The organism is Streptomyces sp. NPDC048479, from assembly GCF_040651435.1.
Taxonomy (GTDB): domain Bacteria; phylum Actinomycetota; class Actinomycetes; order Streptomycetales; family Streptomycetaceae; genus Streptomyces.
This window is the reverse complement of the sequence record NZ_JBEZKA010000013.1, coordinates 217,521-229,242: the sequence shown is the minus strand read 5'-3', so window position 1 is coordinate 229,242 and position 11,722 is coordinate 217,521. Positions and strand designations below refer to the sequence as shown.

General features: G+C 67.8%; 13 protein-coding genes and 2 pseudogenes. 6 read left to right on the top strand and 9 right to left on the bottom strand.

Features of this window, described 5'->3' with window-relative positions; all coding sequences use genetic code 11:
- From AB0D12_RS21810 to AB0D12_RS21795, 4 genes and pseudogenes are all read right to left on the bottom strand, one after another.
- Positions 1-107: pseudogene (locus AB0D12_RS21810) on the bottom strand (ectoine/hydroxyectoine ABC transporter ATP-binding protein EhuA); the annotation flags it as partial.
- An 8-nt stretch (positions 108-115) separates the two neighbouring features.
- On the bottom strand, positions 116-988 hold the full coding sequence (locus AB0D12_RS21805) for an amino acid ABC transporter permease (RefSeq protein WP_362685180.1): 873 nt from the start codon (positions 986-988) through the stop codon (positions 116-118).
- A 29-nt stretch (positions 989-1,017) separates the two neighbouring features.
- Positions 1,018-1,974, bottom strand: coding sequence for an ABC transporter substrate-binding protein (locus tag AB0D12_RS21800; protein ID WP_362685178.1), 957 nt, complete (start codon positions 1,972-1,974; stop codon positions 1,018-1,020).
- Between the two features lie 43 nt (positions 1,975-2,017).
- A complete protein-coding gene (locus AB0D12_RS21795) occupies positions 2,018-3,670 on the bottom strand; it encodes an amino acid decarboxylase (protein WP_362685175.1) in 1,653 nt (550 codons plus the stop codon).
- 73 nt (positions 3,671-3,743) lie between these two features.
- Between AB0D12_RS21795 and AB0D12_RS21790 the strand changes: the two genes are divergently transcribed.
- Complete coding sequence (locus AB0D12_RS21790) at positions 3,744-4,676, top strand: LysR family transcriptional regulator (protein WP_362685172.1); 933 nt, start codon at positions 3,744-3,746, stop codon at positions 4,674-4,676.
- On the opposite strand, the gene AB0D12_RS21785 is transcribed toward AB0D12_RS21790, so the two are convergent.
- Positions 4,660-5,100, bottom strand: coding sequence for a hypothetical protein (locus AB0D12_RS21785; protein ID WP_362685222.1), 441 nt, complete (start codon positions 5,098-5,100; stop codon positions 4,660-4,662). The two genes, AB0D12_RS21790 and AB0D12_RS21785, sit on opposite strands and share 17 nt — an antisense overlap.
- On the opposite strand from AB0D12_RS21785, the pseudogene AB0D12_RS21780 reads away from it, so the two are divergent.
- A pseudogene (locus tag AB0D12_RS21780) lies at positions 5,051-5,188 on the top strand (hypothetical protein); the annotation flags it as partial. The gene AB0D12_RS21785 and the pseudogene AB0D12_RS21780 sit on opposite strands and share 50 nt — an antisense overlap.
- A 119-nt stretch (positions 5,189-5,307) precedes the next feature.
- On the opposite strand, the gene AB0D12_RS21775 reads toward AB0D12_RS21780, so the two are convergent.
- The gene (locus AB0D12_RS21775; protein WP_362685219.1) at positions 5,308-6,036 is read right to left on the bottom strand and encodes a class I SAM-dependent methyltransferase; all 729 of its coding nucleotides are present in this window, start codon (positions 6,034-6,036) and stop codon (positions 5,308-5,310) included.
- A gap of 222 nt (positions 6,037-6,258) precedes the next feature.
- Here AB0D12_RS21775 and AB0D12_RS21770 point away from each other — a divergent pair, with 222 nt between their 5' ends.
- Positions 6,259-7,071, top strand: a complete 813-nt coding sequence (locus AB0D12_RS21770) for a putative protein N(5)-glutamine methyltransferase (RefSeq protein ID WP_362685169.1) — start codon at positions 6,259-6,261, stop codon at positions 7,069-7,071.
- 161 nt (positions 7,072-7,232) lie between these two features.
- Here AB0D12_RS21770 and AB0D12_RS21765 read toward each other — a convergent pair whose 3' ends face one another.
- Positions 7,233-7,802, bottom strand: a complete 570-nt coding sequence (locus tag AB0D12_RS21765; protein WP_362685166.1) for a PadR family transcriptional regulator — start codon at positions 7,800-7,802, stop codon at positions 7,233-7,235.
- A 101-nt stretch (positions 7,803-7,903) separates the two neighbouring features.
- Between AB0D12_RS21765 and AB0D12_RS21760 the strand changes: the two genes are divergently transcribed.
- Positions 7,904-8,335: a nuclear transport factor 2 family protein gene (locus AB0D12_RS21760; protein WP_362685163.1), complete on the top strand. Its 432-nt coding sequence runs from the start codon at positions 7,904-7,906 to the stop codon at positions 8,333-8,335.
- Between the two features lie 108 nt (positions 8,336-8,443).
- On the opposite strand, the gene AB0D12_RS21755 is transcribed toward AB0D12_RS21760, so the two are convergent.
- Together AB0D12_RS21755 and AB0D12_RS21750 are read right to left on the bottom strand one after the other, a co-directional pair.
- Positions 8,444-8,638 carry an antitoxin gene (locus tag AB0D12_RS21755; RefSeq protein WP_327321739.1) on the bottom strand — a complete coding sequence of 65 codons (195 nt, stop codon included), beginning with the start codon at positions 8,636-8,638 and terminating at the stop codon, positions 8,444-8,446.
- Positions 8,638-8,889: a hypothetical protein gene (locus AB0D12_RS21750; protein ID WP_362685160.1), complete on the bottom strand. Its 252-nt coding sequence runs from the start codon at positions 8,887-8,889 to the stop codon at positions 8,638-8,640. Before AB0D12_RS21750 ends, AB0D12_RS21755 begins: the two co-directional genes overlap by 1 nt.
- Positions 8,890-9,059: 170 nt before the next feature.
- On the opposite strand from AB0D12_RS21750, the gene AB0D12_RS21745 reads away from it, so the two are divergent.
- Complete coding sequence (locus AB0D12_RS21745) at positions 9,060-10,016, top strand: hypothetical protein (protein WP_362685216.1); 957 nt, start codon at positions 9,060-9,062, stop codon at positions 10,014-10,016.
- 183 nt (positions 10,017-10,199) lie between these two features.
- Entirely contained in the window at positions 10,200-11,651 is a 1,452-nt protein-coding gene (locus tag AB0D12_RS21740) for an amino acid permease (RefSeq protein ID WP_327321737.1), read from the top strand.
- Positions 11,652-11,722 lie beyond the last annotated feature (71 nt).

The window sequence follows — 11,722 nt, the reverse complement described above, 5'->3', positions numbered from 1 at the left end:
GACGGGCCGACCAGGCAGAACACCTCACGCGGGGCGACCTCGAGATCGATGCCCTTGAGGATGTGCGCGGAACCGTAGGACTTGTGGACGCCCTCAGCCTTCACCATCGGGTTCATCACACCCCCCGGGGGCTTGCGAGGGACAGCATGTTTGCCTTGACCTTCTGCCACGGCGTGGGCGGCAGCTGCCGCAGCGACCCGCGGGCGTAGCGGCGCTCGACGTAGTACTGGCCGACGCTGAACACACTGGTCAGAGCCAGGTACCAGACAGAGGCCACGAACAGCATTTCCATCACCGCGAACGACGTGGAGCCGATGTTGGTAGTGGCCCGCAGCAGTTCCACGTACTGCACGGCGGAGACCAGCGAGGAGGTTTTGAGCAGGTTGATGAACTCGTTGCCGGTCGGCGGGATGATCACCCGCATCGCCTGCGGCAGCACCACCCGGCGCATGGTGCGGGTGTTGGTCATGCCCAGCGCGTGGGAGGCCTCGGTCTGGCCCTCGTCGACCGACTGGATGCCGGCCCGGACGATCTCGGCCATATAGGCGCCCTCGTTCAGGCCCAGGCCCAGCAGGGCGACCACGAACGGGGTCATCACATCGGTCATCTCGTCCTTGTTCAGCGCCAGGTTGAACCAGAGCAGCAGCTGCACATACACCGGTGTGCCGCGGAAGAACCAGATGTACAGCCAGGAAACCGCACCCGTCACCGGGTTCTTCGACAGCCGCATGACCGCGAAGACCACCCCCAGCACCAGACCGATGGCCATCGACAGCACGCTGATCAGCAGCGTACGGCCCAGCCCCTTCAGCACCCGGTCGTCGAAGAGGAAGTCCCCCACCGTCGCCCAGCGCACATCACCCTGCGAGAACGCGTAGATCAGCGTCGCCAGCAACGCCACCACGATCAGACCGGAAACCCAACGGCCCACGTGACGCACCGGAATCGCCCGGATCTCCTCCGGGGCCCGGTCAATCGGTCTACTCACCATGTCTTCCTCTCGGTGGAACGCATTGGTCAGGAACCGGCGTTGACGGTTGCCTTGGTGATCGCGCCACTGGCGGCGTCCCATTTCGAGAGGACCTTGGTGTACGTGCCGTCCGCGATGATCGCGTCAACCGCCCCCCTGAGCGCGTCACGGAGCTGTGCGTTGTCCTTGTCGACGGCGATACCGAACGGACCGGCGTCGACCTGCTCGCCCACGACCTCGAACGCCTTGCCGCCGTCCGCCTTGCGGGACAGGTCCAGGGCCACCGGATAGTCGTTGACCCCGGCGACCGCGCCGCCGGACTTCACCCGGGTCTGGGCCTCCGCATCGGTGTCGAAGGACTCGATCTCGACGGCCGGCTTCGCGGCCTTCACACACGCCTTCGACTGAGTCTGCACAGACTTCTCGAAGGTGGTTCCACGCTGTACGGCGGTTGGCCTGCCGCACAGATCCGCGATGGACTTGATGCCCAGCGGGTTGCCCTTCTCGACGTACACGGCCGTGCCCGCGACGAAGTAGTCCACGAAGTCGACGCCCTTGCCGGCTTTCTTGCCCTTCTCGTCCAGGCCCTCCTGACGGGCCTTGGTGTCGCTCATGGAGGAGATGACGACATCGTGGCGGCCGGAGTTCAGCGCGGTGATCAGGCCGTCGAAGGAGCCCGAGGTGAACTCGAACGTCACGCCGAGCTGCTTGCCCAGTTCCGCGGCGATGTCGGGGTCCACTCCGACGATCCGGCCGCCCTCCTCGTACTCCATCGGCGCGTACTGGGCGTCCGTGCCGACCTTGATGACACCTGCCTGCCGGATGCCCGCCGGCAGCTTGTCGAAGAGCGGCGCGCTGCTCTTCCTGCCGCCGGCTTTCTCCTTCTCCGCGTCGGCGGTCTGGTTGCCGCAGGCGGTCAGCAGCAGGCCGGCCGAACACGCGGCGGCGACGGCCGTGAGCGCACGGCGGCTCGGTATGCGTGCAGTCATGATCGAGTTCTCCATCGGTGAAGGGGTGAGGCGGGGCACAGAAGTGCGCGGCGGAGTGTCAGTCGGCCCGCGCGGTGACAGCGGCGTCGACGACGCGCGATGGGTCGACGACGCGCATGTGCGAGACGCCCGGATCGACCGCGCCGCGTACATGGCCGCTCGGGGCCGACGCGGTGCGCTGCAGGAAACGGACCGTCTCGGCGGTGACGACCTCCCCGGGCAGCACATTGGGGATGCCCGGCGGGTACGCGGCCAGTGTGTCGGCGGAAATGAGACCGACGGCCTTTGCCGCGGGGACCACGCGGGTGGGGCTCATAAAGGCTTCACGGGCGGTGAGCCGGGAGGGTCCGGGCTGCGGCAGTGACAGCCGTAGCCGCTCGTCGGCGCTTCCAAGGCCGGTGCTTCCAAGGCCGGTGCTTCCAAGGCCGGTGCTTCCAAGGCCGGCGCCGCCAAGACTGTCGCCAAGGCCGGTGTTTCCCGTGCCGGTGCCTCCGGGACCAGTGCCTGCAAGAGGTGACGGCAAGGCGTGCAGGGCCTCGATGAACCGGTCGGTACCGGGGGCCGAACCGGCGCCGACCACCGCGACGATCGCCGAGTCGGTGGCCACCTCCACCATGATCCGATGGTCGCGCGACAGCCGGCGGCGTGCCTCGTGGCCCGGGATCCCTCCGGCACGAGTGTCGATGGCGATCCGCAGCGGATCGGCTGTCACGATGTCGGGGAACCGTCCGAAACCGTCGCTGACCACGACGAACCGGCCGACGGAGCGGATCACTTGGCGTATCTCGTCCGCTGCCTCGACGGAGGCGCCGACGGCGTCGCGGCCTGCCATCAGCGTCATCCGGGCCAGGTCGAGGGAGGCCAGCAGCAGCGCGCTCGAGCTCGTGGACTGCACCAGCCGGAACGCCCGGTCGATCAAGGGCTCGAGCACGTCGGCGAACGGTCCGTGCCTGAGGTGCAGCATCGCGGACTGGGTGAGGCTGCCGGCGAGCTTGTGCGTACTGGAGGTCACCAGGTCGGCGCCCTGCGAGAGCGCGTTACCGGGAAGGCGCGGATGGAATCCGAAGTGTGCACCCCAGGCCTCGTCCACGATCAGCGGGATGCCCGCGCCATGGGCCACCTCGGCGAGCGCGCGTATGTCGGCGACCGCACCGAAGTAGCTGGGCGAGACGACATAGGCGGCCGCGGCATCGGGGTGCCGGGCGACGGCCGCGGCGAGATCCTCGGCCGTCACACCATGGGCGATGCCCTGCTCCGTGTCGACGGACGGCTGGACGAAGGCGGCCTTCAGCCCGGACAGCACCAACCCGTCGATCACGCTGGAGTGCACGCTGCGCTGGACGACGAGGGTACGCCCCAGGGCCGGGGCCACCAGGGACGCGATGTGGTTGCCCTGCGAGGCGCCGTTCGTCAGGAACCAGGTGCGTCGTGCTCCCCACGCTTCCGCGGCCAGGGCCAGCGCCTCATCCATGGGGGTAGCCGTACCGAGGTCGAGGCCCTCGAGCAGCGGAGGGAAGTCGAGGCGCAGCGGCTCGGGCCCGAAGGTCCCGGCGAGCGGGCCGAAGCTGTCGGGCTCGGCGGCGTGACCCGGGACGTTGAGGCGGAGCCAGCCCCGGCCGGCGTGGGTCCTGAGGGCCTCGGCAAACGGAGCGCGGCACTGTGCGGACACCGGCGGTGAGAGGTCGGGTACTGCTGCGGTTCTGGTGTTCACGCCGGTCAGCGTGCCAGCGCGAGGCTCATAGAGGAATGCTGGAGTTCTCTGGGTATCTCCATAGAATGTCTATATGCTCGAGCTTCGTCACCTCCAGGTACTCAAGGCCATCGCGCAAGAGGGCTCGCTCGCGGGCGCCGCCCGCGCGCTGCACTACGCACAGCCCACCGTCACGCACCATCTGACCGTCCTCGAAGCCCACTTCGATGCTGCGCTGGTGCAGCGCGGGCCCCGCGGCGCCGTACTCACCGAACTCGGCGAGACACTGCTGCCGCATGCGGAAGCGGTCCTTGAGCGCCTGCAGCTCGCCGAATGGGAAGTCCGCGGGCTGGCCGAGCGCGGCACCCGCACGCTGCGTATCGGCACTTTTCCCACGGCCGGTGCGCTGCTGCTGCCACCTGCCGTAAAAGCCCTGAACCAGAAGGGAGTTCATATCTCCCTCGCCGAAGGAGAACTGCCCAGCCTGCTGCGCGGACTGCGGTCCCGCGAGCTGCAGGCCGCGCTCGTCTTCTCCCAGCCGGGCGACCGACTCGACCTGGACGAGGACTTCGAACTGCACCCGCTGCTGACCGACCCGCTGCTGCTGGTCATGCCCGACAACCACAGATGCGCGGCGCTGGATCGGGTGCCGCTGCAAGAGCTGCGCGACGACGACTGGGTCGGTGCCGCGGATCCCCGCGATCCGTGCGACCGCGTCCTGTCCTGGGCCTGCGCGCAGCACGGCTTCGAACCGGTACATGTGATGCGGACCGACGACTACGCCATGGTGCAGGGCTTCGTCGCGGCAGGCACCGGCGTGGCCCTGGTGCCCCGCCTCGCACTCGGCGCCCCGCGCGACGACCTCGCCGTACGGCCGCTGGAGGGGCCACCGCTGGCCCGCGAGATCAGCGTCGCGATCCTCCGCTCGACCGTCGCACCCAGCGCACAGGAACTGGTGGCCGCGCTCACCCGGCAGGCCGGGCACATCACGAGGCAGTGGGAGTCACACGTCAAGGACGCAGGCTGAGCAACAGCTGAGCAGAACCGGAGCGTGTCTGACCTCCGGCGCCTTTCACCCCTCGGTCGTCGGCGGGTCGCCCGCGTCCGGCCCGGTGAGCCGCAGTTGCAGCCAGCAGGAGAGCCGGACGTCGCGGTGGTCGAGGTCGATCCCGAACAGCCGCCTCGGCGGGACGGGCCTGCGGCAGCAAGGTGTAGAGGGTACGGCCGACGGTGGCCACGGCTGCCTCGTCGTGCGCCGCGGCCCAGTGCCGGGCGGCCGCGGCGCCCAGCCGGACGGCCGCAGAGCCCGTGCGGTCGAGCCCGTATGTGGCCGGTGCGAAGCCGAGGAGCGTCAGCGGCGGCCCTTCGGGCAGGCCGAGTCGGAAGCGGATCTCCTGCGGGGTGCCGTCGCCGCGCCGCCGCAAGGCGCCCGATCTCGACCGCGGCTTCAAGGTGCCGGGCTATCCGGTGGTGCCGGTGCTGTCCGTGTCCTTCTGTGGCTACTCGCTCTACGGACTTCCGCTGCCCGCGTACGCCCTGTTCGCCTGCTGGCTCGCTGTTGCCCTGGCGGTGTACCTGCTCTACAGCCGCCACCACTCACGTCTCCGGCCGACCGACGGCGCCGGCCCTCGAGGTCGTGGCCCGGTGAAGCCCTGTGCTCACGTTCGGCGTGCGACCACCACAACGCAGCGAGGACTGCCGTCCGGCAGCCGGCCGATCTCCGGCAGTGGCAGCACCTCCACGGTGAACCCTGCCTGCGTCAGTTCGTCCAGCACGTCCGGCAGCCGGAACGTGCGGTAGTACATGATGAAGCGCGGGTGCCACAGCAGATTCCGGACGCGCATCGCCGCGTCGAAGCCCCACAGGGCCCAGTAGTGCCTCGAGCCCACTCGAGGCGGTGCCGGAACGGGAAAGACGAACCGGCCGCCGGGCTTCAGCGCCGCGTGCACCTGCGCGAAGAGCGTGGGTCGTTCGCGGGGCAGGAAGTGGCCGAACGCTCCGAAGCTCACGGCCAGGTCGAAGGCCCGCCGGAAGGGGAGTGCGCGGGCGTCGGCCCGCACCCAGTTCACCGGCGGTGCCCCGGGGACATCCGGCAGAGTGGATCCGGCGGTGGCGAGCATGCCCGCGCTGAAGTCGACGCCGGTGACGCGTCCCTGGCACAACTGACGCAGGACACCGACTCCGGCGCCGGTGCCGCAGCAGATGTCGAGTCCGGCCGCGAACGGCCCGAGCGGCCGGACGGCACGTACCACCGCGTCCAGCAGACGATCCGATGTCCGGAACGACGTCTGGTCGAACTTCGGAGCCAGCAGGTCGTAGCCGTGCTCGGTGGACGAGAGCGCCTGCACAGCCAGTTCGCGGAAGGTGGGGCTCGTGGGGGTGAACATCATTGATGAGAATATCTGGGCAGGGCGTGTTTGCGCCCGGGCGTCGACCGAACTGCGTGCCGCGGTCCGGCTCGGGTAGTGTTGCCGTCTCCAGCAGGAAACGTGCCGAGGAGGTGAGACCCATTACCGCTGTACCAGGCGGGGTGCTCTCATCTCACGGCTGTGCGGTCCGTCAGGCATAGGTGACCGCGGGAGCGCCCATAGGCATCCCGAAAGGTTCGTATGTCGGTTTCACCGTCACTTCTTCCTCTTTCCGTCATCGTCACCAGGCTTCGTGCCGCCGGCTGCGTCTTCGCCGAGGACGAGGCACAGTTGCTCGTCTCCGCGGCACGCGACTCCGAACACCTCGCTGCCATGGTGGAGCGGCGAGTTGTCGGCCTGCCCCTCGAACACGTCCTTGGCTGGGCGGAGTTCTGCGGCCTGCGGATCGCCGTGGACCCCGGCGTCTTCGTACCGCGCCGCCGCACCGAGTTCCTCGTCGGCAGGGCCGCCGCGCTGGCCGGGCCGCGAGCTGTCGTCGTCGACCTGTGCTGCGGCTCGGGCGCGTTGGGTGCGGCGGTGGTCGCCGGCCTGGACCGGGCCGAGCTGCACGCCGCCGACATCGATCCCGCCGCGGTGCGGTGCGCCCGCCGCAATGTCACCGCCGCCGGAGGCCAGGTCTATGAAGGTGACCTCTACGAGCCCTTGCCCGGCACACTGCGGGGCCGCGTCGACGTCCTGCTCGCCAATGTGCCCTATGTGCCCACCGAAGAGATCGAGCTGCTCCCCGCGGAGGCCCGTGTCCACGAGGCGCGGGTGGCGCTCGACGGTGGCACGGACGGGCTCGACGTCCTGCGGCGGGTGACCGCCGCGGCGTCACTCTGGCTGGCGCCGGGCGGCCATCTGCTGTTCGAGACGAGCGAGCGCCAGGCGCCGCGGGCCGTCGAAACCGTCGCCCGTGACGGGCTGATCCCGCAGGTGGTCAGCTCCGAGGAGCTGTACGCCACCGTTGTCATCGGAACCAGGCCTGCTCCCTGGGGTGTGCTTCAGAAGTAGCGCCGTCCGCCCGCAGGGCGGGCGGGACTTCTCAAACCCGCCCTGGACGCCCGGTCCCGTACGGGTGCTCGCCGCCGGAAGCGTTGTCACCGGCGGCGGCCGGCCATCCGGAGACGAGACGGTGACGCGGGCACGCACGTGGTCGCGTACTGCGCCGGTGTTCACCGCTCGGCAGGAGTGCTCTGCCTCTTCCGCAGGACGGCCGCGATCCGCAAGCACCAGTCCCGGTTGTCCTGTTCGAAGGCCAGGCCGCGCAGGCAGGTCACGTACGGCCCGATCCTTTCGCCGCGGAGCAGGAACTCCTCCTCGTCCGCATCGCCGCGCATCTGCCGCAGAAGTTTGCCGAAGAGCTCGACCTTGGCCTGCGCGACAGCGGCTCGCTCCTCGAGCTGTTCGATCACGGGGCCGGTGCCGATGCGGTCGGCGGCCTGGACCTTGACCAGCAGGTCGTCGCGGATGAACGAGGGTTTCGACGAGGCTGCCGCGAACTGCTCGAGCTCGGCGAGACCGGCCTGGGTGACCTGGAACAGCCGTTTGTTGGGCCGGGTCTCCTGTACCACCTGCCGTCCCGCGACCAGGCCCTCCTTCTCCAGCTTGGCCAGCTCGGCGTACAGCTGTTGCGGCAGTGCGTGCCAGAAGTTCGCGACGCCGACGTCGAACGCCTTGGCCAGCTGGTATCCGCTGTACTCGCCGTCCAGGAGCGCCGCCAGTACGGCGTGCCGCAAGGCCATCGAAGCAGCCCCTTCCCATTCCTTGTCCGTCCCTGCATCATACTCAAGGAACTGACTAGTCATTTTCTTGAGTATGAGAAGAATCAGGATCAGGAGGAGTCATGGAGACTGCTGAACGTTTCCGCGCCGCCGTGGAGGCGCGGGATCTCACCGCGCTCGACGAGCTGTTCACCGACGATGTCCGCTTCTACAGCCCCGTGAAGTTCAGGCCCTTCGAGGGCAGGCCGATGGTGCTGGGCCTCTTCGGTGTCCTGCTGCGGACCTTCGAGGACTTCCGCTACATCGGACAGTTCGACGGCGCGGCCGAGACCAGTACGGACGGTGCGGAGGCTCCGTCGGAGATCCTGCTCTTCCGGGCAGCCGTGAACGGCATGCAGATCCACGGCATCGATCTGCTCCAGTTCGACGAGACGGGCCGGATCAAGGAGTTCACCGTGATGGTCCGCCCGCAGTCCGCGGTCCATGCGTTGAGCGAGGCGGTACTCGCCGGCCTCGTCGCGGACGGCCTCGTCCCCGAGCCCGCCGATCACTGATCGGCTCTCCTTCGCCACTGCAGCCCGCCTGCCCATGTCAGCGCTGTCTCCGCCGCCCTCGTACTGAGGGCGGCGGAGGCGAACGTGTGGGGGAGTGGCTCGGCGTGGTCAGGGCTGGGGCGGGTTGTCCCGGTCCCGGTCCGTGCCGAACTGCTCCCTCATCGTGTCCTGGGCGGTGTCGACCTGGCGTCGGTGCTTGCCCTTTGTCTTGTCGTCGACGAAGTCGCCCGTCTTTTCGATGCCCTGGTCGGCCTGAGACTCATGGCCCTTGAGCATGTGCTTGATCTTGTCCATTACGGACATCAGTCATCCTCCTCGCCGCATGGCCCCCACTCCTCCAGGGTCACCGCACGTGGGCCGGTTCGCATCCGCACGGGCCCGCCACCGGGGCCCATCGTTTCCGGCGCCGCGGAGAAGTGGTCGTCGTCGACCTGCGCCGCGGTCGCCTCGTCCGGGAACGCCTCCACCAATGCAGGCGCAGGAGAGGATCCCGCGAGAAAGGCATATGCCAAATCATCCTCCACGACATGGATCGCATCCGTCTTGAATGCCATAGTGCCAATCGATTTGAAGCCAGATATTCCGGGGGATCAGTTTCGAGGCGACTTGATGTTTGAGTAGGGTGTTGACGCTGCCGGTGGATCTGTCGGATCCGGCTGAATTCGGCAGTGGCCGGAAATGTGTGTGTTGTGAGTGGTGTCCTGTGCGGGATTGGGAGGGGATCGTGGCTGCTGGCTCCTTTGAGGGGCAGTACGTGTGGCATCCGGCGGCCGACGATCGCCAGTTGGCGCGAGCATGCATTGATGTGAAGGCCGGCAGGTACCTCGGCGCACACGACGTCCTCAGGGAGGCACGGGGCGATTTCGATGTGCGGGCCCACCGGTCACTGGTGCTGGCTTCCGAGGCTGCGGACTCCGATCTGGCCGAACGCTGGCTGGCCGAGGAGCCGAGCGCGGAGGCGGCACTGCTGTGGGCGCGCGTGGCGATGCTCCGGGCGTTACGTATGGCGGATGCCGGTGACCGACGGGCGGGCACCCTCGTGGGCATCGCACAGACGGCGTGTGATCGAGCGGCGCAGATGCTGCCCGAGGACCCGACCCCATGGGTGGCTCAACTGGCCATGGCCCGCCTCCGCCGACCCCGCGATCCCGCTCCGCAAGGGCTGCTGACAGCACCGCCGGGCCCCTGGTACCTGTTTTCCCGCATTCTCCGGCTCGACCCCTGGAACCGCGAAGCGCACCACCGGTTCCTGGCCTTCTTCTTCACCCGTCACGGCGGGTCGGCGAGCGCGAGATGGGACGTCGCCTCGTTCCTCAGCCACCGGGCACCGGCCACCTCGGCCCTTCGGCTGCTCCCGCTGGTGGCGCTCGTCGAGGACTACGACCCGTCCGCTCTGCTGGCTGACAGCACGTGGGAGCAGTCCCAGTGGATCGCCACGGCGACAGGAAGCTACAACCACTGGTTTCCGCAGGTGGCCGACTACCGGTTCACTCCGGTGCTGGACCTGGCGTACCTCGCGCACGCGCTGTACATGGCGAAGCGCGAATTCGAGGCACGGGAAGTCTTCACGGCGATGGGCCCGTATGCCTCTCGCATGCCCTGGAGTGCGTTCGGCGAACCCGCGGAGCAGCTCACCAAAGCGAGACGCTCTTGCGGACTGCCGATCCCCAATGCCGCCTGAACCGCCCTGGTGAGTTTACGGAATTCCAGGGCGCACGATGAAATACTCCTTTCAGCGCAATCACCCCCCATCAGCCCCATCAGAAAGGCTGCGATTGTGTCCGAGCGCACATATCTCTCTCGCTCGAAAACCCGTCACGACGAAACGTCTGTCACCCTCGATGATGACGCGACGCTGCATGCCATGGGATATCCGCGGAAACTTACCCGCCGATTCCGTGCATTCGACAATTTCGCGATCTCCTTCACGATCATCAACATCATCTCCGGGATCTTTTCCGCATTCGGGTTCGGAATGGGTGCCGGTGGGCCGAGGATTCTCGTCTTCGGCTGGATCGGCGTGTCGATCATGGTGCTGTTCGTCGGTGCGGCCATGGGCGAAATCGCCTCCGCCTACCCGACCAGCGGCGCGTTGTACTTCTCCGCAGGCAAGCTCGCCAAGCGTCATCGCGGCGCCTGGTCCTGGTACACGGGCTGGCTGAACTTCGTCGGTCAGGTGGGCGGCACCGCCGCCACCAACTACGCCGCCGCCACCTTCATCCAGGCGTTCATCGCGATGCAGTGGCCCTCCTACGAGGCGACAGCGCAGCAGACGGTCGGCATCGCAGCGGTGATCCTGCTGCTCCAGGCGCTGGCCAATACGTATACGGTGCAGCTCGTCGCCCTGGTGAACCGGATCTCCGTATGGTGGCTGCTGATCGGCATGGTGGTGATCGTCACCTCGCTGATCGTGATACCCACGCACCATCAGCCGGCGTCGTTCATGACCCACTTCGTCAATAACACCGGTTTCAGTAATGGCATGTACGCGGCAATGCTTGGTCTGCTCGTCACCAGCTGGACGTTCACGGGCTTCGACGGCAGCTTCCACATGTCCGAAGAGACCGTGAAGGCAACTGTCAACGCACCGAAGGGCATTATGCGTGCGATCGCCTACTCGGCGATCACCGGACTGATCCTCATGCTCGCACTGGTGTACGCGATCCGTGATTATGCCGATACGGCGAGTGCGTCAGCGCCGCCGGTGCAAATTCTCATCGACGCACTCGGCACGGGCACGGCCAAGCTGCTCCTGTTGATCGTGATCGGCGCCATGCTGTTTTGCGGTCTGGCCAACATGACCAGCAATACCCGCCAGATCTTCGCGTTCTCCCGCGACGGGGCGATGCCCGGCTCCCGTTGGTGGCATTCGGTGTCCTCCCGTACGCGCACACCGGTCAAAGCCGTATGGCTCGCCGCGGTCTGCCCCATGGTGCTAGTACTGCCCGGCTGGTGGTCCCACACCGCCTTCACCGCCATCGTGAGCGTCAACGTCGTCGGGCTCTTCCTCGCCTACGGCGTGCCGATCTTCCTCCGGCTGCGGCTGGACGACTTCGAGCCCGGCCCGTGGAACCTGGGGCGTTACGGCAAGCTCGTCGCGGGTATCGCCGTGACCTGGATCGTGATCAGTAGTGTGCTGTTCATGCTGCCGCAGGTCTCACCGATCACCGCCGACTCGTTCAACTACGCACCGATCGCACTGGGAGTGGTGCTGCTCATCGCCACCGTGTGGTGGTTCGCCACAGCCCGTCGGCGGTTCCACGGGCCTGTCAGTTACGGCAGCCCCGACGAAGTGGCTGCCATGGACCTGATCTGACCCGCAACGCACCAGTCACAGCACCGGCAGACCGCCCGCGGCGGCCGCGCCGGCCCCATCGGAAGGGACGA

What these genes read in the sequence shown, in the direction of transcription:
- AB0D12_RS21800 (WP_362685178.1), bottom strand. Translation starts at nt 1,974, where the DNA reads ATGGAGAACTCGATCATGACTGCACGCATACCGAGCCGCCGTGCGCTC.
- AB0D12_RS21790 (WP_362685172.1), top strand. Translation starts at nt 3,744, where the DNA reads ATGCTCGAGCTTCGTCACCTCCAGGTACTCAAGGCCATCGCGCAAGAG.
- AB0D12_RS21775 (WP_362685219.1), bottom strand. Translation starts at nt 6,036, where the DNA reads ATGTTCACCCCCACGAGCCCCACCTTCCGCGAACTGGCTGTGCAGGCG.
- AB0D12_RS21770 (WP_362685169.1), top strand. Translation starts at nt 6,259, where the DNA reads ATGTCGGTTTCACCGTCACTTCTTCCTCTTTCCGTCATCGTCACCAGG.
- AB0D12_RS21765 (WP_362685166.1), bottom strand. Translation starts at nt 7,802, where the DNA reads ATGGCCTTGCGGCACGCCGTACTGGCGGCGCTCCTGGACGGCGAGTAC.
- AB0D12_RS21760 (WP_362685163.1), top strand. Translation starts at nt 7,904, where the DNA reads ATGGAGACTGCTGAACGTTTCCGCGCCGCCGTGGAGGCGCGGGATCTC.
- AB0D12_RS21755 (WP_327321739.1), bottom strand. Translation starts at nt 8,638, where the DNA reads ATGTCCGTAATGGACAAGATCAAGCACATGCTCAAGGGCCATGAGTCT.
- AB0D12_RS21750 (WP_362685160.1), bottom strand. Translation starts at nt 8,889, where the DNA reads ATGGCATTCAAGACGGATGCGATCCATGTCGTGGAGGATGATTTGGCA.
- AB0D12_RS21740 (WP_327321737.1), top strand. Translation starts at nt 10,200, where the DNA reads ATGGGATATCCGCGGAAACTTACCCGCCGATTCCGTGCATTCGACAAT.